At 54.4% G+C, this 23,266-nt stretch carries 31 protein-coding genes and 2 pseudogenes; 10 read left to right on the top strand and 23 right to left on the bottom strand.

The genetic code is table 11. From position 1 onward, the window contains the following. The first annotated feature begins 150 nt into the window (after positions 1 to 150). On the top strand, positions 151 to 1,131 hold the full coding sequence (locus tag F3J38_RS21425) for a hypothetical protein (protein ID WP_167141748.1): 981 nt from the start codon (positions 151 to 153) through the stop codon (positions 1,129 to 1,131). A gap of 517 nt (positions 1,132 to 1,648) precedes the next feature. On the opposite strand, the gene F3J38_RS21420 is transcribed toward F3J38_RS21425, so the two are convergent. From F3J38_RS21420 to F3J38_RS21395, 6 genes are all read right to left on the bottom strand, one after another. Beyond that, on the bottom strand, positions 1,649 to 3,436 hold the full coding sequence (locus F3J38_RS21420) for a tannase/feruloyl esterase family alpha/beta hydrolase (protein WP_167141745.1): 1,788 nt from the start codon (positions 3,434 to 3,436) through the stop codon (positions 1,649 to 1,651). Between the two features lie 1,186 nt (positions 3,437 to 4,622). Beyond that, positions 4,623 to 5,489 (bottom strand): plasmid replication initiator RepA, encoded by an 867-nt coding sequence (gene repA / locus F3J38_RS21415; RefSeq protein WP_167141742.1) that lies wholly within the window; start codon positions 5,487 to 5,489, stop codon positions 4,623 to 4,625. After that, positions 5,482 to 5,553, bottom strand: coding sequence for a RepA leader peptide Tap (gene tap / locus F3J38_RS28410; protein ID WP_167141987.1), 72 nt, complete (start codon positions 5,551 to 5,553; stop codon positions 5,482 to 5,484). Before tap ends, repA begins: the two co-directional genes overlap by 8 nt. A gap of 227 nt (positions 5,554 to 5,780) precedes the next feature. Then, positions 5,781 to 6,035, bottom strand: a complete 255-nt coding sequence (locus F3J38_RS21405; RefSeq protein WP_167141739.1) for a RepB family protein — start codon at positions 6,033 to 6,035, stop codon at positions 5,781 to 5,783. A 134-nt stretch (positions 6,036 to 6,169) separates the two neighbouring features. Next, a complete protein-coding gene (locus F3J38_RS21400) occupies positions 6,170 to 6,703 on the bottom strand; it encodes a phospholipase D family nuclease (protein ID WP_167141736.1) in 534 nt (177 codons plus the stop codon). Between the two features lie 108 nt (positions 6,704 to 6,811). Then, on the bottom strand, positions 6,812 to 7,393 hold the full coding sequence (locus tag F3J38_RS21395) for a hypothetical protein (protein ID WP_167141733.1): 582 nt from the start codon (positions 7,391 to 7,393) through the stop codon (positions 6,812 to 6,814). A gap of 524 nt (positions 7,394 to 7,917) precedes the next feature. On the opposite strand from F3J38_RS21395, the gene F3J38_RS21390 reads away from it, so the two are divergent. Continuing rightward, the gene (locus tag F3J38_RS21390; RefSeq protein ID WP_167141730.1) at positions 7,918 to 8,172 is read left to right on the top strand and encodes a hypothetical protein; all 255 of its coding nucleotides are present in this window, start codon (positions 7,918 to 7,920) and stop codon (positions 8,170 to 8,172) included. 17 nt (positions 8,173 to 8,189) lie between these two features. Here the strand turns inward: F3J38_RS21390 and F3J38_RS21385 are convergent, their stop codons facing one another. The 10 genes and pseudogenes from F3J38_RS21385 to F3J38_RS21345 all read right to left on the bottom strand — a co-directional run. Then, entirely contained in the window at positions 8,190 to 8,507 is a 318-nt protein-coding gene (locus F3J38_RS21385; RefSeq protein WP_167141985.1) for a HigA family addiction module antitoxin, read from the bottom strand. Between the two features lie 35 nt (positions 8,508 to 8,542). After that, a complete protein-coding gene (locus tag F3J38_RS21380) occupies positions 8,543 to 8,857 on the bottom strand; it encodes a helix-turn-helix domain-containing protein (protein WP_045834423.1) in 315 nt (104 codons plus the stop codon). Further along, entirely contained in the window at positions 8,850 to 9,194 is a 345-nt protein-coding gene (locus tag F3J38_RS21375) for a toxin (RefSeq protein ID WP_167141727.1), read from the bottom strand. The genes F3J38_RS21380 and F3J38_RS21375 overlap by 8 nt, the downstream gene beginning before the upstream one ends. 155 nt (positions 9,195 to 9,349) lie before the next feature. Further along, positions 9,350 to 10,000, bottom strand: coding sequence for a plasmid SOS inhibition protein A (locus F3J38_RS21370; protein ID WP_167141725.1), 651 nt, complete (start codon positions 9,998 to 10,000; stop codon positions 9,350 to 9,352). Next, positions 9,997 to 10,284 carry a conjugation system SOS inhibitor PsiB family protein gene (locus F3J38_RS28405; RefSeq protein ID WP_369411031.1) on the bottom strand — a complete coding sequence of 96 codons (288 nt, stop codon included), beginning with the start codon at positions 10,282 to 10,284 and terminating at the stop codon, positions 9,997 to 9,999. The genes F3J38_RS21370 and F3J38_RS28405 overlap by 4 nt, the downstream gene beginning before the upstream one ends. Then, positions 10,271 to 10,918: pseudogene (locus tag F3J38_RS21365) on the bottom strand (DUF4942 domain-containing protein); the annotation flags it as partial. The gene F3J38_RS28405 and the pseudogene F3J38_RS21365, both read right to left, overlap by 14 nt. A gap of 981 nt (positions 10,919 to 11,899) precedes the next feature. After that, positions 11,900 to 12,313, bottom strand: a complete 414-nt coding sequence (locus tag F3J38_RS21360) for a DUF1380 family protein (protein WP_167141723.1) — start codon at positions 12,311 to 12,313, stop codon at positions 11,900 to 11,902. 45 nt (positions 12,314 to 12,358) lie between these two features. Then, positions 12,359 to 12,796: an antirestriction protein gene (locus F3J38_RS21355; protein ID WP_167141721.1), complete on the bottom strand. Its 438-nt coding sequence runs from the start codon at positions 12,794 to 12,796 to the stop codon at positions 12,359 to 12,361. 420 nt (positions 12,797 to 13,216) lie between these two features. After that, positions 13,217 to 13,450: a YubE family protein gene (locus tag F3J38_RS21350; protein ID WP_167141719.1), complete on the bottom strand. Its 234-nt coding sequence runs from the start codon at positions 13,448 to 13,450 to the stop codon at positions 13,217 to 13,219. A gap of 17 nt (positions 13,451 to 13,467) precedes the next feature. Beyond that, positions 13,468 to 13,726: pseudogene (locus F3J38_RS21345) on the bottom strand (DNA methyltransferase); the annotation flags it as partial. A 328-nt stretch (positions 13,727 to 14,054) separates the two neighbouring features. On the opposite strand from F3J38_RS21345, the gene F3J38_RS21340 reads away from it, so the two are divergent. The 6 genes from F3J38_RS21340 (at position 14,055) to F3J38_RS21315 (ending at position 19,570) form a co-directional block, all read left to right on the top strand. Continuing rightward, positions 14,055 to 14,222: a hypothetical protein gene (locus tag F3J38_RS21340; protein ID WP_167141718.1), complete on the top strand. Its 168-nt coding sequence runs from the start codon at positions 14,055 to 14,057 to the stop codon at positions 14,220 to 14,222. 183 nt (positions 14,223 to 14,405) lie between these two features. Beyond that, on the top strand, positions 14,406 to 15,074 hold the full coding sequence (locus tag F3J38_RS21335; protein ID WP_167141716.1) for a hypothetical protein: 669 nt from the start codon (positions 14,406 to 14,408) through the stop codon (positions 15,072 to 15,074). Between the two features lie 856 nt (positions 15,075 to 15,930). After that, positions 15,931 to 17,289, top strand: coding sequence for an IS3 family transposase (locus F3J38_RS21330; protein ID WP_167141714.1), 1,359 nt, complete (start codon positions 15,931 to 15,933; stop codon positions 17,287 to 17,289). Between the two features lie 172 nt (positions 17,290 to 17,461). Next, positions 17,462 to 17,920 (top strand): GNAT family N-acetyltransferase, encoded by a 459-nt coding sequence (locus F3J38_RS21325; protein ID WP_240156053.1) that lies wholly within the window; start codon positions 17,462 to 17,464, stop codon positions 17,918 to 17,920. An 846-nt stretch (positions 17,921 to 18,766) separates the two neighbouring features. Next, positions 18,767 to 19,075, top strand: a complete 309-nt coding sequence (locus F3J38_RS21320) for a hypothetical protein (protein WP_167141710.1) — start codon at positions 18,767 to 18,769, stop codon at positions 19,073 to 19,075. Between the two features lie 231 nt (positions 19,076 to 19,306). After that, a complete protein-coding gene (locus F3J38_RS21315) occupies positions 19,307 to 19,570 on the top strand; it encodes a biofilm development regulator YmgB/AriR family protein (RefSeq protein ID WP_167141708.1) in 264 nt (87 codons plus the stop codon). A gap of 21 nt (positions 19,571 to 19,591) precedes the next feature. Here the strand turns inward: F3J38_RS21315 and F3J38_RS21310 are convergent, their stop codons facing one another. The 5 genes from F3J38_RS21310 to F3J38_RS21300 form a co-directional block, all read right to left on the bottom strand. Then, entirely contained in the window at positions 19,592 to 19,762 is a 171-nt protein-coding gene (locus F3J38_RS21310; protein WP_231568837.1) for a hypothetical protein, read from the bottom strand. A 117-nt stretch (positions 19,763 to 19,879) separates the two neighbouring features. After that, on the bottom strand, positions 19,880 to 20,011 hold the full coding sequence (locus tag F3J38_RS28285) for a hypothetical protein (RefSeq protein WP_255253270.1): 132 nt from the start codon (positions 20,009 to 20,011) through the stop codon (positions 19,880 to 19,882). A 1-nt stretch (position 20,012) separates the two neighbouring features. After that, positions 20,013 to 20,135: a hypothetical protein gene (locus tag F3J38_RS28280; RefSeq protein ID WP_254919502.1), complete on the bottom strand. Its 123-nt coding sequence runs from the start codon at positions 20,133 to 20,135 to the stop codon at positions 20,013 to 20,015. A 105-nt stretch (positions 20,136 to 20,240) separates the two neighbouring features. Next, a complete protein-coding gene (locus F3J38_RS21305; protein WP_167141706.1) occupies positions 20,241 to 20,474 on the bottom strand; it encodes a hypothetical protein in 234 nt (77 codons plus the stop codon). A gap of 201 nt (positions 20,475 to 20,675) precedes the next feature. Continuing rightward, complete coding sequence (locus tag F3J38_RS21300; protein ID WP_045816976.1) at positions 20,676 to 20,936, bottom strand: hypothetical protein; 261 nt, start codon at positions 20,934 to 20,936, stop codon at positions 20,676 to 20,678. Between the two features lie 274 nt (positions 20,937 to 21,210). Between F3J38_RS21300 and F3J38_RS21295 the strand changes: the two genes are divergently transcribed. Further along, positions 21,211 to 22,371 (top strand): diguanylate phosphodiesterase, encoded by a 1,161-nt coding sequence (locus F3J38_RS21295; RefSeq protein ID WP_167141704.1) that lies wholly within the window; start codon positions 21,211 to 21,213, stop codon positions 22,369 to 22,371. 39 nt (positions 22,372 to 22,410) lie between these two features. Here F3J38_RS21295 and F3J38_RS21290 read toward each other — a convergent pair whose 3' ends face one another. Next, positions 22,411 to 22,713, bottom strand: a complete 303-nt coding sequence (locus F3J38_RS21290) for a hypothetical protein (protein WP_167141702.1) — start codon at positions 22,711 to 22,713, stop codon at positions 22,411 to 22,413. Then, the gene (locus F3J38_RS21285) at positions 22,700 to 22,876 is read right to left on the bottom strand and encodes a hypothetical protein (RefSeq protein WP_167141700.1); all 177 of its coding nucleotides are present in this window, start codon (positions 22,874 to 22,876) and stop codon (positions 22,700 to 22,702) included. The genes F3J38_RS21290 and F3J38_RS21285 overlap by 14 nt, the downstream gene beginning before the upstream one ends. A 77-nt stretch (positions 22,877 to 22,953) precedes the next feature. Here F3J38_RS21285 and F3J38_RS21280 point away from each other — a divergent pair, with 77 nt between their 5' ends. Continuing rightward, a complete protein-coding gene (locus tag F3J38_RS21280) occupies positions 22,954 to 23,259 on the top strand; it encodes a hypothetical protein (protein ID WP_205298364.1) in 306 nt (101 codons plus the stop codon). The last annotated feature ends 7 nt before the right edge of the window (positions 23,260 to 23,266 follow it).

Below are 23,266 nucleotides of genomic sequence, written 5' to 3'. Positions count from 1 at the left end.
TCTTCTAATTTTATCTGATTTGTTAATATCACCCTTTTTAATGGCATCTTCAGGCTCGTTAATAGACTTGTAGTTAATAGTGATTACGCTTCCTGTTTCTTCAAATGGTACTTGGTAAAGAATGCAAGGATTAATTAAAGGAAAACAGCTATGACTCACATTCATGAACAATCTACCGTTAACAACGCGTATCCCGATACCCGTTTACCTCTACCCGCCCCCGGCAACAGCGCAGTGTCATGGGGTGCCATCTTAGCCGGCGCGGTTGCAGCGGCATCTCTCTCTTTAATTTTGCTCATGCTGGGTGCGGGTTTAGGTCTTACGTCCGTTTCGCCATGGGGAAATCGCGGGCTTGACGCGGGTACGGTGGGCATTGCTGCCATAGCCTGGTTAACCTTTACACAAATTGTTGCGTCAGGTATGGGGGGCTATTTGTCCGGCCGACTACGCACAAAATGGGTCGATACACACAGCGATGAAATTTACTTCCGCGATACTGCACATGGGTTTCTGACGTGGGCTGTAGCGGCGCTGATCTCCGCCGTACTGTTTACGAGTACGGTAGGTTCCATTATTGGAGGTGGATCTAAAATCGTGGGTACTGTTGCCGGAGGGGCCGCAGCGGCCTCAGCAACAGGAGTCGCGAGTGTGGCTAAAGGCCCTTCTTCAGAACAGGGCTTGTCGATGAATTATTTCGTCAATTCCTTGTTCAGGCCGGATAATCCCGGCACTCCCGCTAATGACGCTTCTGGTCCTGCTTCGCCATCTGCTTCTGCAACCCCGCCAGCATCCAATCAGCCAGTTTCTCCTGCACAGCTAGGCGAAGTGACCGGTATATTGGTTAACAGCATCAGCACAGGAGCCTTACCTGATGAAGATCGTCAGTACGTCGCAGGATTAATTGCGCAGCATACGGGTATCAGCCAGCAGGAGGCTGAACAGCGGGTGCAGGGCACTTATGACAAAGCTCAGGCTAAATTAAAAGACATGAAGCAGAAAGCCCAAGAGGCTGCTGACACCACACGTAAAGCAACGAGCTATCTGATGCTCTGGACTTTCATTTCTCTGCTGGCAGGTGCTTTCGTAGCGAGCCTGAGCGCTACCTTTGGTGGCCGTCAACGTGATTTATAATTCTTAATTATTCTGGAGTTCAAAATGCGTTCATTATTATTGTTCTTTTTAGGTGTACCAATTCCAATCATTATTCTGATTGCGCTTTTTATGCATTAATGGCTGTATCGATAACCGGCATTTAGCCTGGTGTATTGGCTCAGTCTGGAATGAAGCATAAATGCCCTACGGGGCATTTATCTTTTCTGTTTTATCGCAAAGTCAAGTGAAGTTATAGTATCAAGTTGATATTAATAGCCTCTGCACCTTGCACATTTTTAACTTAGATTTTTTTGGAATATCTCTCATGAAAATGTTTATAGCGGAATTCCTCTAAAGCTTTATATGTATAAAATTCATGTATTTAAAGCAATAAGGTATTGTGTGGGGCTCTCAGCCCTGAATCCGGCCGATTCAGACATCGCAGCTGAACCAGAAAGAAGAATTATGACCTGTCAGATCATTTCTGATGAATGAAGCAGGAGCTGACTGTATGGCTGATAGACCGCGCTGCAGAGCATACTGCAGCACGGTCCTTTTATTGTTTCATTACGGATAACTGACCATCTTTTACTGTGTAATTTTTCTGGTTATCCGGACCTGATAATTCACGGATGGGACTGTTCAGATGAATGTGGTCGTAAGCTTCTGACTTAACCGCATGATAGCTGCCAGGGTCTCGCTGGTCCCCTTTACCGTTATATTCTGCAATGTATGGATAAGGAAAAACGGGACGGGCGTACAATATCTTAGCCGCAGGAGCTGCGACAGGTATGCTGGGTTTCTGAATACCGTGAAACTGCACAGAGGCATTCTCCGCTGAAGACGTATTACCCTTTTGTTCCGGCGAAGTCTGCAAACCCGCGGGTTGTGTTTTACCGGTCAGGAGCATCGCCGGAGCCTTACCCTGTTCGGTCCAGCTCATCAGGGCCGACAGCAGGTCAACCTGATCGGGTCCCTCTCCGTTACCGCAGTGTGCTACGCCCGGCAGCATAAACAGACGCATGAAGCTGTCAACGTTACCCGCCCCCATGAATTTCTGAACGCCTTTAAAATAAGCGATAGTACCGGCCGGGGAGATTGAGTCATCGGCCAGGCCGTGCCAGACAATCAGCTTGCCGCCCGCCGCTCTGAAGGGTTTAAGGTCAGTGTTAGTCGCATTATAAAGCGAAGCGAGTTCAGCGACCCGGGCAAAGCTCTGGTCGTTTAACGTAAACTCTGAGACCTTACTGAGATTCTGTTTTTTTCCGGGCAGCAGAACATACTGCAATGCCGGCAGGGCCATCATTTCAGACATTGAGCTGCCTTTAGCGGTAGCGGGAACCGGCCAGCGAAGCTCAGACCCAACCGGGAGCCCGCCGGGTACGTACTGCTGGCCGTTTTTGCCGGCCGCCCCCTGATAAAGCTTCCCGACTACGTTCAGCTCCTCGGCTGTCAGGCAGTCACTTTTATCGTTCTGGTCAGGCGTACACTGCCTGAACCAGCTTCGGGAGAAGGGGCAGGCATACGGGTTATGCAGAATGCCATCTTTAACACCTGAAAGGGTCGGACAATGAGCTAAGACAGCGTCATGAAGAAGAGCAAGCCGGTTCTGAAGAAGGACAGGAGTGCCATCCGCGCGTAGGTTAGCGACCACATTCCAGCCGTGAAAGAATGAGTTCTGCTGAGAAAACCAGGCGGCAGGGGCGCCTGCGCTGATACCGTTAAAATCGTGTGGATAGCGTTGCGCCTCGATCAGGGCCTCGCGTCCGCCATCTGAACAGCCCATAAAATATGCATATTTCTGCTGCTGGCCGTAATAAGCCTTAATAAGCGCTTTGGTGAACTGAGCGGTCACGTGATTTGCCCGGTAAGCAAAGTCAATGCGTTTCTGAGGATCTTCGGCCCAGGAGGCATCCATCATGCCACCGGAGTGACCCATGTTGGTGGCGGCGACGACGAATTCGCCGTTCATTGCCGGGGTACAGCCGCTGGCATTGGAAAGACTGAGGTTTATATCGCCGCACAGGCCACCGCAGCCTACCTGAAGCATCCGTTGTGTCCACCTTGACTGGGGCAGTGCGACTTCAACGCCAATCTCTGGAGACAAGGTGGCACTGATTTTACAGAAAGTGCCCTGCTCAGTTTTCAGTTCCTGTGCGCCTGTGATACGAACAGGCACGTCAATGCCCGTTTTGAAACTTGCAGCTCCAAGCTGGGCACAGGTCTGAACGGGCTGAACCACGGGTAAGGACTGAGCAGCTGAAGCCGCCGAGAAAAGGAATAAAAACACATTCAGGACAAGTGTCCCCAGAATGAATTTTACAAACCCTGACTTAATGTTCATGAAAAGCTCCACAGGAATTAGCACATGATTTTAAACTGCCGTATTTGTTTATGCCGCAGGTCTGTGTAAGGAAACTGACTGAAGCACGAAAAACTTTTAACATTTAAATTTTCTCTGCTTCGTAATCTCATGAGTGAATGTCGCGTCAGTCAGGGTAAATCTGCACATCCAGGGCGGTATGAGTAAAAGGGATATTCTGAATCTTTTACTTCAGGGAGCGGCACCTCAATTATATTAGGCAGGCGAGCAGTGCGCAGTCTGTCCTGTGAATGCCGCGTCAGCGGCATGGAGGCGCCAGAAGCTGTTAAGGACGGCTCTTTGACCACCGGGCGCCGTTAACCCGGCAGAGCCGGTTACAGAGCGTTATGTTCGTGCAAGCCCAACCCCTTCCTGCCTGACGCCGTTTAAGCAGCGGCCTTTCAGGCGCGCATAAGCCTGATGGTCGCAGACGAAAGATATGTACCGCGGGCCTCGGTCTTACCGACACTCAACACTTTAAGTACAACATCCATTTCTAAAGCGACTCTGTTCCGGCCCTCCGGGCCGGGGCGGCGGCGCTTTTCAGGTGGGTTTGGCTCGATGCTGTGTGGATTTCGGTCCTGATGGCTGCACGGTATGTGAAAAGTGCTGAAGAGTATATGTAACTGCGGTTTTCTGCCCGCCGCTTCTGGCGGGAGCTACCTCTGACGCGAAGCGGCTGAACCGAACCGGCGCGGACGCAGTCCGCTGCAAGGGCGGTCGTTATTTACCTGTCCACAGGACGGGTTGCGAATAGGTTTTATTTTTAAAGGTAAGTAATACCGGTCTTTTAAAAGAATAAAGATCGGGTGTTTAAAAGGAACAGCGCGGTTTAGAAAAAGCCCGGACAGCAGTTAACTGACTCTTCGATCTGGGGTTTAAAAGTCAGGTCTCTCGTAGTTAATGTGGATAAGTCATTCATGCGGCTGCGGAATGGCATTTTCCTGTGATTCTGATGCGGGTGATGGCAAGCCTTGTGTATGATGTAACTACTATTGTCGTGTTTTTAATCACTCTCGTGTTTCCTGCAGGCGAGCGAGGGCCTCCGGCGATAACCGGATAGTTGGCTTCAGTCGGTGGAAAAAACAGCGCCGGCGATTAAGGCCGGGTTGGTGAGAGAATCTGTAATGAAGCTCAGGGCGATCAGGCAATGAATGACCAGGGTCCTTCAGGTTGTGACCAGCAGATCGTCGTCCAGTCGGGCATAGCGGCCGCGTGAAAGCTTCATGCGCTCGGTGACGCGGCGCTCTATTTCGGCTTTCACCGCGTCCAGACCGCCGAAGAAGCGCTCGTGACGGATTTCTTTCTGAAGCTGCAGGCGGACCAGCTGCTCGATGTCCTTACGGGTGCGCGGCGCGTCTTTACGCGCGCGGTGGCGCTTCATGCCGTGCTCGCGACGGGACTTTTGGTACTCGCGGAAGCGCTCACGCACGAACGACCAGGCAGCGTTGATGAGCTCGCCGGCATCGGCGCGCGGCAGGCCCTTCTTCTCGCGCTGGCTGTTTTCCCACTCGATGCGGCTGCGGCGCGCGGCCGCGACTGCTTCTTCCGACACGTCGAGCACCTGCCACATCAGCGGCGCGAAGGTGATGTCCGTAGGAATGTTACAGCCGATGTCATTGTCGTATTCGGTGGTGTAGGTGAGGAGCTTCAGCTGCGCCAGGAACTGCACGGCGCCGGTGAAACGGGTGATCGAGAGGCGTTTTTTCTCCGTAGCAAGGCCGCAGCGGATGCTCATGGTCGTGAGAGAGGCCCCCACGCGGTTGGCCAGCGGATTGTAATAGTGGCAGAGCGCCTGTAGCGCGGCTTCAAGCGCGCGGATACGGAGCTCTGGCGGACGGCGCTTGCGGGCTCCGTGGGCGATTTCCATGGCCACCAGTGCCTGGAACTCGATGCGCTGCGTAAAGCCCGACGCTTTTTCACGGATTTTTTCGCAGAACGGCAGGTTTTTTTTGCCTTTTTCCGGAATGAACTCCGGATTCGGATTTTTCACCTGACGATAAAATGATGATTTATCAGTAACCTGCTTATTCACACCTTCCTGCGCTTATGTTGCACAGAAGGAGCAGGCACCGAAGGTATTGCAGTTTTTCGGGCATGAATTTATACTCCCCGCTTAGAGCAACAGCTTCTATGCAGATTCAGTGAGCCCCTTTAGTCTTCTCTAGGTCGCCAAACTTCAGGAAGATTATCGGGGTTTTCTTTTTTCTGGCCTTCAGTAATCTGTCAGCACCAGTCTCATGCCACCTTATGGCGCGGCATACCAAAATCCTAAACGATCGGTAATCTATCACCCATTGCTACAGCTAGCAATAACGTGAACCCATTATAATTTTCCTTTCAACTCAGCTTCATGCTTGATGAGGCGCTGTAAAATATCGGCTTGGGTAGCACCTTCATCCTGACACATACGCATTAAAGCTTCCTTGAGCTCAGGCTCAACAAAGATCTTTATTTCTTTAAGTGCCTCACGTTTGCGAGCTACATAAGATAACTGGCGTTCAGAGTCACTCATTGGGTGTTTGCGATTTCTAGTCTGTTTTTGTTTCGACTGAGCTGTAGCAGACTTTATATGTGGCATAACCGCATCCTCAGAAAAGCATTACTTTTTCGCAGGATAGCATAGCTGATATAGGTTGAGAGTAAATTATATTCAACGACAACTACTGGCGAACTTATTGTCGAAGACTTGAGGGTTACTTACTACCTTTCTAACTAATAAGTAGATTGCTTATCTTTCCCGCCGTCCCAGCGCGACTGCCAGTGCGCCAGATAGGTTTGCGCCAGCGACGGGACGCCGCGAACAACTACCGCGTTTTCCGAGTTGGACTCCGCCGCGCTGCGCGAGTAGTTAAATGAGCCCAGCTCCACGTTCTGCCCGTCCGTGATGATCACTTTGTCGTGCATGATTTTGTACTGGTCGTTAGTACGCAGCGGTATGCCGGCATTCACCACGACGTTCATCGCCGCCTGGCTGGCTTTGCTGCGGTTGCCCTTTTCGTCCACAACCACCCTGACGTCTACGCCGCGGCGCTTTGCCGCGACCAGCGATTTGACGACCTCGGGTGAGGTAAAGCTGTAGCCCATCAGGCGGATGCTCTCCCGGGCATCGTCCAGCGACCTGATCACCAGCTGTTGCGCTGTGCCCTCGGGCGAAAATCCGACGTCGATCGAAGGCGCGGCCACTGCCGCACCGATAGAGAAGGTCAGCCACAGTGCTATGGCCACGATTCGCGCGTTCACTTTCATTTCAGTTCCTTGTTAATCCGGGCAGGCCGGACAATCAGTTCAAAAAAACCAGGATTCAAAGTCGTTGTGCGTGATTGCCGCTTCACATCGGTCAATACAGACGTCCCCTTAGCCGCCGTCGTGAGAGGCCGCGTACCGCGTAATTGCCCGCGCGTCCTGAAGTCCCGCGACGGTCGCAATCATGCGGTCACTCTGCATCTCCGTGATCCGGTAGTGCCCGGCAGCGGGCATAACGGCGGCCTCATACACGATGCTGGCCATCGAATCGCCCCGCCATGGCCAGCTTTTATACCGCTGACCTTCATACTCCACTTCGCTGACGTGCAGCGCCTGCAGCTCCGCACGTTCGGCGGCCTGACGGGCATCCTCGCGGATCTGTGCATGGTGTTCGCGGGACCAGTGCAGCGCACTCAGCCAGGCAGATTCGCTGATGTCACGAGCGATAAGGTGAATCTCAGCAAGCACCTCCGCGCTGTAAACGCTCAGCTGTACGCCCTCCACGTCATCGTCAGTCACCACGAGTGCTGCCATAAGCAGGGCATGCTCCGTGTCATCGCCCAGCAGCCCTTTCAGCCGCATTTGTGCCCGCATAAAAAGCAGATTGCCCTCGTGCCAGGCAAGCAGACGCAGCGTTTCCCGGTGAACTGCCGGCGCAGGTGAGCGCCGGCGGTTGTCAGTCCCGGTCGTCATAGTCAGTTCCTTATGTGATGGCGCTCAGTGCATGGCGGCCGCGGGTAACCGCTGCGCGGTGCCCGAAAAGCCCTTCTCTGACGCGGGTTTCTTCTTTCCGGTCTGGCCTTTCGCGGCAAAGGGCAAAGAAGCAACGACGAAGTGAGGGCATAAAGGGGCGACGACAAAAAGTTTTTGCGGCCCCTGGCGAAAAGTTTTTGGCGGCGTGCACTTCACCCCTTTTTGCCTGAACCGGCGGTGCTACGACCAGCCCTCCGCGCAAGGGCTGGCCGGAATGCAGAGGAGCGTCAGAAGGGAAGTTTCAGCCCGCCACGCGGGCTGGCCTTAAAGGCCCGGCGGGCGTTTTGCCGGGACGGTGAAAGCGTCGGCGAAGCCGGCAGCAGCCGTTGACCTCAGCCATCAGACCCTAGCCGTCAGGCACGGAGCGCGGCCCTTCGCGTTCCGGCGGAGCTTACCGGCTTTGCCGGTTAGCGGAGTGGGGCTCGACGACCCGGCTTGCCGGGGAGCCGAAGGGGGCCATGCTGTTGCAGTTGCTGTTGCTGTTGCTGTTGCTGTTGCTGTTGCTGTTGCTGTTAAAGCGTATTTTTATGCGGCGGACAGTAAAAGCTGGCAGGGAAAAAGCAGAACCGGAAACGGATCTGAAGATGATGGCCATACGCATCCGGGCGGAGAGGACCGGTGCGCCAGCACCGGTTTTCCCGGCCCGCAGGGCGGCGGTGTTGCCCTTCCGGGGCTGGCAGAAAGCACAAAGCAAAACCGCGCCAGACGACGCGGTGTAAGGTTCTCTTTTGCAGGGTTACTTGCCGGGCCGCTCCTGTGCGGAGGCGGGCAGCCCGCCCGGGTGCAGGTGCACGCCGGAAGCGTCCGTGGTTTCCCGCGCCTTGTGCAGGTCGCAGGCGGCCTGCATGGATAACCAGAGGCGCGCCGAAATGCCCAGCCCCGCCTCAAGCCGCACCGCCATTTCCGCACTGACCGGTGCTTTTCCGCTGGCGACTTTACCCAGCGCCGAAGCGGATACACCCAGCGCCTTCGCCAGCGCACGCAGCCCCATGTGATTATCTTCGATGTATTCAGTGATCAGGCCGCCCGGATGCGGGGGAGTAAACATCATCAGACATATCCTCGCGGTAAAGTGCAGCGGAATACTTCTTAAAGCTGCGCCAGCGTCTGCAGGGTTTCCGGGTTCTGCTGCACCATGCGGATCAGCAGTACGGCCTGAGCGTTAGGCTTAGCCCTGCCCTGCTCCCAGTTCTGATAGGTGGTCTCTCCCGTGTGCAGGTAGTGCGCGAAAACGGCCTGTGACAGGTTAAGTTTTTCGCGCACGTCGCGCAGCTCCTGCGGCGCGATGGTGACGGGCTCGCGCTTGCTGACCTTGTAAGTCTTGAGCGTAATTTTTCCGTCCTGGTGATCTTTCAGCTCCTGCATGCCTGTCATCAGCTCACTGAAAATGTCGCGTTCAGTCATGTCTCAGCCCCTTTTTAATTACGTTCAGCGCCGCCGCCAGGGCGTCGCGCTGCTGTTTGGTCAGATCGTCACGCTGATCTTTATCGTAGATGGTAAACAGGATGAACTGGCCCTTTTCGTTGGTCCAGTAATAGATAACCTTGATCCCGCCACGGGTGCCCTTGTTTCGTCGCTCGTCCCGGAACCGGACCTTACGCAGCCCGCCCGTGTCCGGGATCAGATCACCTTTTTCCGGGTCGGTCAGCAGCATGCTCTGAAACAGCCTGAACTGGTCATCATTCAGATAGTCGGCCCGGTATTTCTCAAAGGTAGAAAGCTCAATAAATAACGCGTGCATGGTTAGTCCCTGTCCCCAACTAGAGGATAGTGTATCCCCATATTGGGGATAGCTCAATATTTATCTGTCACCTGTTCCTGACAGGGCTGCGCCGTCAGCTTGTTAGGCACCAGCCAGTCATTCATACCCTTCTGTGCGCTGTCCATGTGCAGCGATCACAGGTGAATTTCTCCCGTCACTTCACAGGCAACGTCTCCGGCATACGGCTGCAGCGTTTCCAGGCCGCTCAGCGACGGAAAGCGACGCGCCCACGCGGCGATCATGTTCTTCAGGTCGTTTTCCGGCACGCTGTCACACCAGACGGCGAACCAGCCGCGCAGCGTCTCCGGCGTGCGGAATGCCAGCTCGGTTTCAGCCTGGCGGATACGGTTCTCCAGCTGGCGCTCACGGTAGTCCGCCGCCTGCCGTTCCCGCCGCGTATCGTGGCTGACGGACTTATCTGCAGCGTGTTTTGCACGCTCTGCCCGGCGAAAAACGGCCTCCGGAAACAGCGTGGTGGCCAGTTCGCCCGGCAGCGGCAGAGGGCAAACCTCCCCCGCCGTGCTGAGGAACATATCCAGTGCGCCTTCCCACTCCGGCAGCGGCGCGCGCTTTTCGCGCGGGCGCAGGTAAATGCCCCGGATGCGGTTCAGTGCCTGGACGCTGACGCGGCTCCTGCCGCTCAGCTGCTTCATAAACGCGGCGGCGTAAGGATGGCGGGCCAGCCTCGCGCCCCGCTGCTGCGCATGCTCAACCGCCGCGATAGCCTGCAGGGCGGCCTGACGTTCCGGCAGCAGGGTGACCAGAGAGAGTGATTTCGGGATCATGCGGCGTGCCCTCCCATCCGAAGCGCGGCGACCAGCTCACCGGCACCGGTGAAACCCGCCCGCGTGTACTCTGCGATTTTTTCAAACGTGGTGCGAAGCGTTGCAGGTTCAAAGCGATAGCCAACACTCAGCGGGACACGCGACCGGGTGCGCTCATCCGTCAGCACCGTGCACCAAAGCGGCGAATTGGCCGACGGGCTGACCAGCTCGACGGCAAGCCCGGCGGCATCGGCGCGGGTCAGCCGCAGGTGTACGGGATAGGCTCCGCCCCACTCGCCGCGCATCTCGCAGTCTGTGCGCCAGCTGGCCGGTGCGGTCGTAGTTGCACGTGCCCCACTGATCGAACATATATTCCAGAATCATGCGCTTGCTGAAGCCTTCCGGGCGGTTAGTCACGTGGCTGCGCGACAGGCTGCGGAAAATACCGTCAACGCGCTCGGAGAAAAATTTCTGACGTGAGAAAAGCAGCTCGGTGAGCGTGGCACGCACCGCGTTCTCTTCAAAATCCGGCGCTTTCATCTCCTGGATCTGATTGTTCCAGTCATTGCGGCGATCGTTGGGCATGTACTCGTAAACGTCGGTCAGGCTCAGCGCCTGCTGCCAGAAATCGGCATTCAGGGACGCCAGCGCGCCGGGCAGATCGAACAGCTTAGACACAGGCGGCACGTGGTAGCCCCGGCTGCCATGAAGGTTGCCTCTCAGAAAGTGCCCCACGGCCTCATGATTTTCACCGCCGCGGATAGAGGCGGACAGGTCATTCAGCTTCGTGCGCAGGAAGTTATAACGACCCAGCAGGCTATCGATCAGATCGGTTTCGACGGGCGCAAAAAAGGTCTCTGAAATAACTTCCCCGGCGGCGTTGATCGGGGCGCGGTCGGTGGTCGCATCAGGGATGACATTTACGAGTGTGTTTTGCATGGCATAGCTCCTTAAATCCGGCTGAGTGGGTGCAGCACGCGCTGCGGACCCGAAAAAGACCTTCTCTGACGCGGGTTTCTTCTTTCCGGTCTGGCCTTTCGCGGCAAAGGGCAAAGGAGCAACGACGAAGTGAGGGCATAAAGGGGCGACGACAAAAGTTTTTGCGGCCCCTGGCGAAAAGTTTTGGCGGCGTGCACTTCACCCCTTTATGCCTGAACCGGCGGTGCTACGACCAGCCCTCCGCGCAAGGGCTGGCCGGAATGCAGGGAAGCGTCAGAAGGGACGTTGCAGACCGCTCCGCGGGCTGGCCTTGAAGGCCCGGCGGGGTTTTGCCGGGACGGTGAACGCGACGGCGAAGCCGGCAGCAGCCGTTGACCTCAGCCATCAGACCCTAGCCGTCAGGCACGGAGCGCGGCCTTTCGCGTTCCGGCGGAGCTTACCGGCTTTGCCGGTTAGCGGAGTGGGGCTCGACGACCCGGCTTGCCGGGAAGCCGGAGGGGGCCATGTCCCGGAAGTTTGTTCATATTTTGAGTGCATGTTTTGTGGTTCTGCCCGCGACAGCGCCGGTTTGACTCCAGAAACACTCGCCTGTCACGTCTGAAAAGACGGGATGGTGACGGATTAATAAAAGCCTGAAAGAGTTATATGAAATTGAATTTAATGATAAATAACGCTTCGACACTCTCTGCTAAATTTCTTTAATACGCAGACTGGCCAGAAATTCTAAAAAAGCCACCGCGACCGGCGCCGCAGGCGCGGTACAAGTGGCCGCCGCGAAGGCGGCCGAAGGTTTTCGCCTTTGCCGGGCGCCATACGGAACGAAATAAAGCGCTATAATTCAGAAGGACATAGAGCACTGCCTTTCTTCTTTATGGTTAAGGATTAACCCGTAGCCGTTGCCGACGTTCCGGTTCCGTTATGAAGCGCCCCTGTCTCTGGGGGCTTTTTTTCCGGTTATCCGGGCTTCCGTGCCCGCCCCGGTTAACTCTTCAGCGCGTCCATCACTTTTCTGATGGCTTCAAGCTCCTGCGGGAAAAACCGCGTTGCGCTCCCCTCGCCGTTCTGCGCATCTTCAAGCCGCATAAAATCACCCGCAACCCGCAAAATCTGAGTCAGCGCAACTACGGGCACGCTGACCTCCCGCGACAGTTCCTCCTCATCGCGCAGGTTGTTCAGCATTTCGCGGACACGGTCTTGGCCTATAACGTATTCAAAGTGATACCCCTCATCACCAATGGCGCTGAGCACCCTGTCCGCCTCGTCCCCCGTCATATCCATACATTCGCCACAGTTCATCACATCGGCTTTTGTCCAGACCAGAACGGCGACTGACTGCTCATTGCCGTAATCATCGGCCAGATTTTTACAAATATCGATAACGCTGCCGTGCATCATTTATTCTTCCAGTGGGGCGGCCACGCCGCCCCGTCAGTTTATTAATCAGTCCAGTGCGGCAAAAATCGCGGCGGCTTCGGGGTGGGCAAAGGTGTAGTCGGTCAGCTGTAGGTGGCGTCGGCAGTAAAGCGCACACAGCTCCGTGTCATCGTGGCGGTCATACATCCAGCTGCGGTGGTTCAGCACCAGTGAGGTGATCACGATGCCCGCCGCCTCGCTGCTCAGGCGCACATCGCTGTGGTTTTCCGGGTTAACGAAACGCCAGGTTTCCTCCGATGCGGGCTTCATGAAGCCACCGCCGGAAGGCAGCTGCGCGAAGTCCCACACGCCGCCGTCGTAGTCCGTAAGGTAACGACTGGCGTACAGGCACACGTTGTTTTCGGCGCGCATGAAATCGTCGCCAAACAGCGCGGGCAGGAAACGCAGGCGCACGTAGCCGTCAAGGACGCGCGCGGACTCAAAAGCAGGGGTGGCAATATTCATCAGAAATCTCCGCAGTCAGGGTGGTTAACAGTTCCGGCCTGTGCCGTGACTGAATGACAGCCCGGCGAAAAGCGGAGTGTTCATGAGCGGTGACGAGGCCGCAGCGCAAGCGAACGGAGGCGGGATTACGGACGGCGGAGGCGCGACGGGAGTAAGCGCGCCGGAGAGAGTGCGAACGGGGGAGGAGACGAGCTTGCGCCTCTTGAACACGCAGCAGCCGGGCTAAAGTGAAGTCACGGCACAGGCCGCAGACCGCACGGTTTTTATTCCCCCACCGCAGGCGGCATCAATGAGGCGCGCAGCAACGTCCTTTTCGTCTTGTCCACATCCGGGGGGCATATCCGCCCCGGAACCCTGTGGATAAAACTGGCCCTGCCGTGCGCCGGCAGGGGTGCAGAGCGCTGTTTGATTTTTAATCAGTCACGCCCTAAGGTGTTTCTGTATCACGGCCGCGCGGCGGTACAGTTCAACCAGGTCATTATCGACCCCCTCAATCAGCAGGCCCGTCATGCGCTGTTCCCGGCTGGCGCCCTGCCAGAGGTGGCGCGCAATCATGTCGCGCAGAGGCAGATCAAATTCGTACAGCGATTCTTCCACGTCGGCGACGTCGGCCGCCAGGGCATCGTTATCAGTGTGCATAGTGTGATCGTTCATCGGGTTATCTCCTTTCATCAGGCCGCGCGGGCGTCGCGATGGGCATACGGGCGGCGCAGGCCGGCGGCGTGGTACTGCTCCATGAGCTCAATACCGATCCAGCGGCGCCCGCATTCCTGGGCGGCCACGCAGGTGGGACCGCTGCCGGCAAACGAATCGAGCAAAATGGCGCCGGGCTGCGTGGAGGTCTCAATCAGCGGTCGCAGGGCGCTGACCGGTTTTCGGTAGGATGATGGCGGTTGACGGTGTACTCCAAGCCATCACGTCGGGCTGCGGTATCGCCAGCGCCATCAACACCAGTACATTGTTATGGGGTACCTTAGCCTTACGATGGGCATACGGATAATCGTTAAAGTTGGTGAAGCTTTCGCCCTGCTTTTCCCCTTACCGGTGACAATGACGCCATAGCCGTTGACACGCGTAGGGGATGAATCTGGTGTCTTCAGAGAAGGGCTGCATATCACCGAACGTTTTGCGGTTAGTGTTTGGTAGGCCGTTCATACATAAAGCTCTCTACTAAAGTCGGGAGCGGAAAATGTTTGGACTTTGTGATTTAATTAGTATTCAGTTATAAATTCTTAAAAATTTGACATAGGGATGAGAAATGAAAGAGAAGATCGACCAGGCCATTAAAAATGCTGAAATATTTTTCTTGGGTAATAAATTACCTGATGATTTTTATAGTGCCTTTATCGAATGGAGTCGTATAACTGAAGAAACAGACGAACCAAAGGCCTTTTATAACTTAGACTACTGCTATAAAAATGGTTAGGGCATTAATAAAAATCTGCAGAAAGCAATAGATAACTATATCATTGCTTTAGATAAGGGCATCAAAGAAGCGGCTGATCAGCTATATCTAATTTTCGGAAAAGAAACACTAGAAAGAAAAATCATTCTATTCAACAAAACAACTTCACTCGTAGAATCTGAGAAATACCAAAAAGACACTCAAGTGCTTTTAAATATTGTATCCAAATTCATAAAAAGAGGACTTAATAAATTTGAGGCAGTAAAAATAGCCTTAAATGATATGCTAAGTGTATTAGACTTGCATATTGCATTTCTTAGAAATGATGAAGAGTTCAAATCAACGTGCGAATATCAAAAGAAAAACAACGGTATCCACTGGGCAACAGATCTTTATAAAATATCTCATTGCAGGATGCAAAAAGTTTTTCTCTATCAAGAATCAAGAGAGTCTCGTGAAGTCATAGTTAATGGAAGCACTGCATATGCGAAAGGAGCAAAGTTTTATAAGGTTTTAGAAACACTTTACTTTATAAATTCAACGCAAGAAACAGTAAAGCTATATTACCCATCACCTAAAGAGTTTGCACCCGGCGATAGAGAAAGAGAATATAATTGGATTTCTAATGACTTTATATCCAAGGAAATTAAACCACCCGCTCAATATACCTCCTTCCACACAGTAAATTTCATTCAACTTCATCAAATTAATAGCGCCCTGGGGTTTAAGTCTGCTGTAGACATCATCAAGCCATGGTTGCCTGTTGATGTAATAAATGAAACCAAAGAACTTCCAGTTAGCACATTAAATAAAGTAGGGTTATTTATCTTAGCCATGATTGCACTCGTCGTTTTATTTTTAGTGACTCGCTAATTAAAAGGCCGCAATTAGCGGCCCAGTTATCCCGCACCTTCCATAATTTCAAATATTACGCCATCAATTCAATATGGCTAATTCTTTTATATTCCCTTCACCAAATTATTTTCCAATCTCAAATGAAACCAAAGATAGAACGTGACAATTTACCACAGCCAACATATTGTTTAGAGCCCGCTGCTGGTTTAATAGTATAGCGTTGATATTTTGCGCCATCTTATTTAATGCCGCCCCGATACGATTGGCGCTACGATTGTTAGACACAATGAAAAGTGCCAACCCCTCTGCTTCCTCGCTGGCTTCTTCAAAGAAGCCTTACTGTGACAGCACCTCTTTAATCTTCTGTCCACTGTCTTTGGGCTGGCGCACCATTGATAGCTTCCTGCAGAGAAATGAACGCTATCTTGTCAAGTCCATAAACCGACTGCACGCCGTCCACAAGACAGTGCACCGCCTGTCTCTGAACATCCCCGGATAGTCTCTGCATCTGCGCAAAATCATTGTTGGCAGTATTAGCGCCGTCAGGATATTGCGCATAGCGCCGGGCGCCCTTTGGCCAGCACGTAGGCGCTTTCGTGCCTGGCAGAAAAGCTCCGTGAAATTGCGGACATGCTGGAAGTCCGCAGCCCGTTTATCCGCGCGGCAGAACGGCACTGCGCCACGGGAAGCCGCGGCGAGCCTTTAACGATTATCCGCATCGAGATTCAGGAGCAACCTGAGTAAGTCAGATATTTATGGTTAATGTAAGGCGGATGACTGGCTCAGGCAACTCTATATGCAGAGCCATATCAGCGTGGCCCGTCCTGAACTGCACCCCAAAAGTTGGACACCCGACTGATTAAGGTGCAGCTCAGTGAGCAATCCAAAGTTTTCCCTCGAATTACGGCTCGCCGTAGTCACGCATTATCTTAACAGCAGCGATGGCTATCGTGAGACAGCCACACGTTTTGGTGTAGGTCGGACTGCGGTTCGCCGCTGGATTTCCGCGTGGCAACAGCACGGTATTGACGGGTTGACTTGGAAAACTGCTGATTACACGCCTGAATTCCGGCTGAAGGTTGTCCGCGCCGTCATCGATGATAAACTTTCGCTCCGCGATGCCACCGCTAAATTTAACCTTTCCGGTGAGAGTACCGTTTACCAGTGGGTTAAGCGTTTTCAGGCATCCGGGGTCGGTGCGCTCTCCGGCATAAAAAACGGAAGACCGAAAAAGCCGGAACCCATGCATAAGGACCTCAACTCCCCGTCAGCACCATGCGATAATTCCCCTTATGCTCAGGCCGAACTGCGCTATCTTCGCGCCGAAGTCGCCTGGCTTAAAAGAGCCGAAGGGCTCGATGGCACTAAGTTTCAGCGCCGGAAAGTCCTTATTATTCAGGAACTGCGCAGAGAGCACGGGCTGAATGACCTGCTGAGGGCGGCTGGTATGGCGAGAAGCACCTTCTACCATAATCTCAGCGCTCTCAGGAAAACTGATAAGCACCAGACGCTGAAAGAACGAATCCTGGATATTTATCACCACCATAAGGGGCGGTACGGTTATCGCCGGATAACGCTGGCGATCCGGCGCGGTGGTTGCCCCATTAATCACAAGACGGTTCAGCGCCTGATGGGCGAACTGTCCCTCCGCGCAGTTATCCGCGTCAGAAAATACCGCTCATGGAAAGGTCAGGTTGGGAAAATAGCCCCCAACCGCCTGCAACGCGACTTCACGGCCAGCAGCGCCAACGAAAAATGGGTGAGTGACGTGACGGAGTTCGCGGTTAACGGCGAAAAGCTATACCTCTCCCCGGTGATTGACGCCTTCAACAGCGAAGTTATCGCATACAGCCTGTCGGAAAGGCCCGTGATGGCGCTGGTTGATACGATGCTGGATAAAGCATTTACGCGGCTGATGCCGGGGGATACGCCTGTGCTACATACTGACCAGGGCTGGCAGTACCAGATGACAGCTTATCAGGAGAGGCTCCGGGCAGCAGCCGTGGTGCAAAGTATGTCGAGAAAGGGCAACTGCCTTGATAACGCAATGGCTGAAAGTTTTTTCGGCACGCTCAAATCTGAATGCTTCTATCTGGAGGAATTTAACAGCATTCCTGCGCTGAGAGAGGCCATTAACGCCTATATTCACTACTACAATCATGAGCGAATCAGCCTGCGGCTGAACGGCCTCAGCCCTGTTGAGTTCAGGCTACTGCACCTGACAGCAGCATGACAAAGGAGCGCGTTACCCCCCATAAAAGCTTATCGGATGTCTCAGGGCGTGAAGCGGACATAAGATCCCCGGAATAGTTTGGTAACAGTACTGTCCATTCACCCGTTCTGTGCTGATGCTTTCCCTAGCAGCATACTTTATGCTGGTCACACTCATTTTGCAGGATATGAACATGATAACCGTAGAGAAGTCAGATCCATTTTCTTCAGAATCTCATCGCTTAATCGAAATGCTGTCAGAAGAACTTGCCGCTATTACGGGTGATAATGGCAAAAGCAATTTCACCATTGAAGGAATGTATGATGATAAAGCCTTATGGGTATTGGCAAAGAATATTCATGGCAAAGCAATAGGATGCGGAGCTATTAGACCGTTAACGCAAAATACAGCAGAGCTTAAGAGAATCTTCTCAGACCGAAGTATGCCGGGGATTGGGAGAGCGTTACTCTCTTTTCTGGAAAGATCTGCAAAAGATATGGGATATAGCGAAATCAGACTGGAAACCCGGCACATCAACCATCGGGCAATAAATTTCTACGAGAAAAACGGATATATCCGCATTGAGAATTACGGCCCCTACATAGGTAGAACAGAAGCCGTCTGTTTCTCAAAAGCATTGCACTTGTATTAATCGGGCATGCCGATTTCTGGAACTGAGCTGACTGTCAGATTAGGTATAGCTCTAAGCAGTAGCTGTGTTAGTTCAACTTGCGACTAATACATGTAAGAACAACAGCCAATAAGGTTCTGTTTAAGCCCTCCGACCAATCTATATCAAGTTGGCCAGAGGGCACTAAAACTCCGATGATCCAGTGTCCAACATTACGGGGTCAGTTCATCCCGGGGCTTAAATAATTTTATACATCGGCAGGTGGATATAAATTCCTGCGACTCACCTCTGCCGATTAACTGAATGTCAGGAGACTGCCGGCATCGGATATACAGGGTTTCAGTTACGACCTGTACCACTGAGAACAGGCAGATTTATATTTAAGCACAGCGCCACTGTTAAAGTGGCTGCATTTTTACGCTTCGGTCATTATCAAGCCTCTGCAGAAAATAAACGAAGGTATGGAGTGCATGTTGATATTATTTGCTGAAAACTCGCTGTGGAGAAAAACCATTCCGGCCATGCCATGGCCTTACTGAACCTGGAAAGGGGAACGCAGTCTGCTGGCGGGGGCGCCCTTTCGGAATTGGATGCGCAGCGCATGCACCATGCTTCTGCCAGTACGAGTTATTTACTCTGACTTAGGTGCAGTTCAGAGTGAGGGATATTTCATCAGGATGGAAGGCACAACATCAATATATCAGAAAAATTTCAGCCACTTATAATAAAAGGAAAAGATTCAATTTATTTACCCTTATTAATCCATAGCCGATAACTATGTATCTCATTTAAATTCCGCTTCGCCATTTGCTATAATTATGACGTGGTTAAATTTATTCTCATTCATTTCTTAAGCGAGGTGTAAACGTGTTGTACAGCGAAGACATGACCGGTCACGCAGTTATTGGTGAAGCAGCAGTCAATCTTGCCGTGCGTGAAGAGGAAATATCCGTTGATGCTCTCCTGACGGAGCTGAACATTATGCTTAAAGCAGAGGAAACCAGCAGCCGCAGCCGGCGCATCAGCGATGCCATCAGCTGGCTGCGCGACTTCCGGACCGTCGGTGCACGCGGGGGCGCCGATAAGTCATGGATGCTGTCTGATGCAGACAGCCACAGTGCCGGCGGTGAGGCCACCATTCGCCTGCAGGCTGATGATGACGATGAAATGAGATAACCACAACCTTCAGGAGCGGGCGCTCAGCGTCCGCCTTTAGCTGACCTCGTAAGATGACTGCCTGCGCGCGCCATCATTAACGAAGCGCACCCCAGCGCCTTTTAACCTATAATTTCTCTGTCATCGGGTACGTTCTGCAGATGCAGCGCTGCCGGCCACACAATAACAATCCGCCACACCACTTTTACCGCCGTCATCCGCTCAGGATGCTCCGGCAGGGACCTTCACAGCATGAAAAATACCAACTCAGTGACCACAATCCGCGCCCGCCTGCAGAACATCGGCGACGCGCTGGCGGCTGAAAGTCAGGAGCTTGAAGAGGCAATACAGGCGATTCTGGCCTCAGGCGTAAGGCTGACCAACAAAACGCTCATCATCCACGTCATTCACGACCTTGAGCAGGAGCGTGACGCGCAGAGACAGGCGGTGCTGCGCAGCGTGCTGGAGCTTATCGTCAGTCACACGCCGGACGATGCCGGCGGGCAGGCCTCATAACGCCTGCGCGACAGGGCTGTTTCAGTTAAGTTTGGCGGCAAAAATCCGGATGGCCCGGCTGCAGGCCTCGCGCATGGCCATATCGGTACCGGACTCCTTCAGGCGCCACAGCGTGCCGATAAGTTCGTGCGGGCTGACTGTACCGCCCCTGTGCAGTACCTGCCTGATGGCCAGCCCGATGGCTTCATGCATCAGTTCCTGTATTTCATTTTCGGTTTTCAGATGCGCTCCGCTTATTGGGGATATACACAGTGTATCGCGATAAGCGGCGCGCAGATATAAGCACCAAAAAAAACCGCCCGGAGGCGGTTAAATCAGCGGGGTGGCGCCCCGGTCGGGCGGAATGTCTCTGTCGCCGCCCGGCACCTCGTCTTCATGACCGGGCGCCGGCTCGTGGTCCGGCAGCGGGGTCGCATCGTCAGGCATCGGCTGGTCAGACATGCTATTTTCCGCCCTTCTGCTTCATGGTATCGCTGTCCCTGGTGTCTTTTTTGTTGCCCGCGGGCAGCTTGCTGTGGTCGGCGTCTTTGCCATCCTTCACATTTTTATCGTTACGGTCAGCCATGTTTACCTCCGTCACCCGGTATCGGGTAACATTAAGTTTAGTCGCGTGACGGTACCGGAAGGTGAATAAATATCCGGTCTGTGACTTAAGCGTAAAAACCGCTCATTACGCGGGCGGTGAAAGCGAGGCGTCCCGCGATTCTGTCATGCTGTCGTCCACGCACAGGCGGCAGATGCAGGCCCGTGTCTTCATCTGCTGTGACGCAATCTGATACGCGTGACGGTAGTTAATTGCCGAGCCCAGGAACTGACGCTCCGGGTGGTCCTCCAGGCACACGCAGCCCTTCACGTGCAGCCGGTCCTGCTGATCCATTCTGAGCAGATAGTAAAACTGCCACATATGCGGCCTCCTTCCATGATAAAAGGAGCAATGTATGCCTGAATATATAACGAAGGAATTAATTTCTGATGCGATTTAAGCGCGGGATAAGCGGAGAGTGTCGTCCCTGACAGGTTCTCCGGCCGGTACACGCCTGAGCGCGACCGCTGAGGTCATCTTCATCGTCGTCTTCCGGCCAGAGCCGGACTACGTCCTTTGGCGTCAGTTCTTCTCGTCGTTCAGGCCCGCAAGGGTCTGCAGGTACGGCACGTGCCGGACGGCCTGCTCCGGCTCGTGGAAGCTCTTCAGCCAGCTTCTGGCTTCGGATATTTCAGTGAGCCGGTTATCGCTGCCGCCGGCCTCCGCCATGTGTCCGAGCTCGGCAATAAGCGATTGCACGCTTATTTCCTTTTCGCCCAGCGCCAGGCTCAGTGCCGCCTCGCCAATAATGACGTGCCCTTTCCCGTCGTGTTGAATAGACAAATTTACTACCTCCGTTTTACGTTGATGACAGCCTCACGTCACACTGTAGACACAGTTAAAGAAAGTGCCCGGAGGATGTTCTGAAAACCCCTGTTCCGTAATAATTTATTTCATCAAATGTGATTACAGGGTTCCGCGCGCGGCGAAGATTCTTGTTGCAGGCAACCCCTGATATTCATTCCGCATCTCACTGTACCCGTTACCGGTCCGGTTTGAGAAAGCGCGGCGGGCTGCTAAGGTGCCCGTGACAATCTGCGGCAATACGGAGCCTGTAATGCTTACAACCATAATTTACCGGAGCCACCTCGCCGATGACGTGCCCGTCAGCATCCTGCCGGGCATGGTGGAGAAGGCAACGCTGCTCAACGCCCGCCATCAGGTGACGGGCATCCTGCTGTTTAACGGCACGCACTTCTTCCAGATCCTGGAAGGCCCGGAGGACGGCGTGCTGGAAATTTACTGCCGCATCTGCGCCGACCGGCGCCATCACAACGTGGTTGAGCTGATGCGCGACTACTCGCCGTCGCGGCGCTTCGGCAACCACGGCATGGAGCTGTTCGATCTGCGCCATCACCCCCGCGGCAGCGTGCTGCAGGCGGTGCTTGACCGCGGCACCTCTAAGTACCGCCTGACCTATGACGATCGCGGCCTGCAGTTTCTGCGAACCTTCGTGGAGGCCCGGGAGAAAGAAAACTACTTTGAGGTTCTGCCCGCCGACTACTGGGACTTTGTGCCGGATGAGAACGGGTCACCGGCCCCCGCCGCGGGCGTGACCTTCCGCCCGGTGGTCGACCCGCTCGGCCGTGAGGTCACGGCCCTTGAGGCCATACCCGATGATGCGCCGGAGGGGCTCTCCGGCGATGCGATGTACGTACATAATCTCGCTGCGGTCACCGGGGCGCTGCACAGAGCCGGCAGGTCATGCCCTGACGACATGATGCTCTACCTCAGCATTCTGCCCGGGACGCTGATATCCGTTCCGGATGCCGTTGGCCGGATTGTCCGCGCCATCGACAGCGCTGAACTGGTGCCGCAGCAAATCATACTGGGCGTCAGCGAGACGGAGGTGATTTCTCAGCTGGGAGCATTTTCCGCAGCGGTGCGGCAGCTGAAGCAGGCCGGCATCAGCCTCTCCATTGATAACTTCGGTGACGGATCCGCCGGGCTGTCTCTGCTGGCGCACGTTCAGCCGGACCGCGTGCGCATCGGGGCCGCGATCGTGCGCAATATTCACCGCAGCGGACCCCGCCAGGCGGTGGTGCACGCGGTGCTGCGCTGCTGTTCTGCCCTGGAGATTAACGTCATCGCGGCGGGCATCGAGCAGCCGGAAGAGTGGATGTGGCTGGAGGCGGCGGGGGTCACTGATTTCCAGGGCGCGCTGTTCACCGCAGAGGGCGCGGCCGTGGCCTGGCCGGAGACCCGCGAGGCCGTCTGACGCACAGGAACAGAAAAAAGGGCCCGCGGGCCCCTGTGATTAACAGGACGCGGCACGGTGAGGCGGAAGCTGCGTGGCCATAACGGCCGCGGGCACATCAGCCTTTTCCTGCCGCAGGGTCCTGCCGCGGTTGGCCTTTTCAAGCCAGGTGTGGAAATGCGTCATCATGGCCGCCGCATGCTGTGCATCCGGCGTGCGGTAAATCAGCAGCCGGCTTTTGGTCTGGTTTGAGTAATCGATGGCATAAATCTCGATGCCGGCCTCGCGCTGCTCGCTTTCAATTGCTGTGAAATGCATGTCAGGCCAGCGGTTCACCTTCAGCATAAACTCACTTAGAATCATTTTTTTCGCCTTTTATTGTTTTTAAACCGGTACTTTTTTCACTGGTCTGTCCAGCGTAGAACTGGTTGCGGACTCTGCAAGCCGTCAGCACGGCTTCAGGCGTAAAAATTTCGTAAAGGCAATCGCTCAGCGCTCCTTTCAGCGCTGCAGGTTGCTGCAGCATGCGTCAGCAGGGCATGCCCGGCAATACGCCGGCGGACTATCAGTGCAACAGGTAATTACGTACAGGGGAAAGCAGCGATGATCAGCAAAAAGCGGCTCAGCCAGATCGCGGAGAATCCGGACGGTTATGACGCGGAGGTCGTGGCGATGGCGCAGGAACTCCTGCAGCTGCGCCGCACGCTGGGCGCGCCCTGGGCCGTGGTACAGCCGCTGGGCGAGCTGTATGTGGAGGACGGAAACGCGGCCATGATCTGGCCGGCGAGTCTGGCGGAGCGCGGCGACGTCTGCCTGTACCGCCTGGAGAAGCCTTCACCGGGGGTGGATGCCGCGCCGCCCGCAGCAAAGCAGCGCGGCCGCAGAAAGAAATTACCGGCGCCGGAGTAAGGTATTT

It is taken from the genome of Candidatus Pantoea formicae (genome assembly GCF_011752625.1).
GTDB lineage: Bacteria > Pseudomonadota > Gammaproteobacteria > Enterobacterales > Enterobacteriaceae > Pantoea > Pantoea formicae.
Note: the sequence above shows the minus strand (reverse complement) of the source record. Positions and strands in the feature narration are given on the sequence as shown.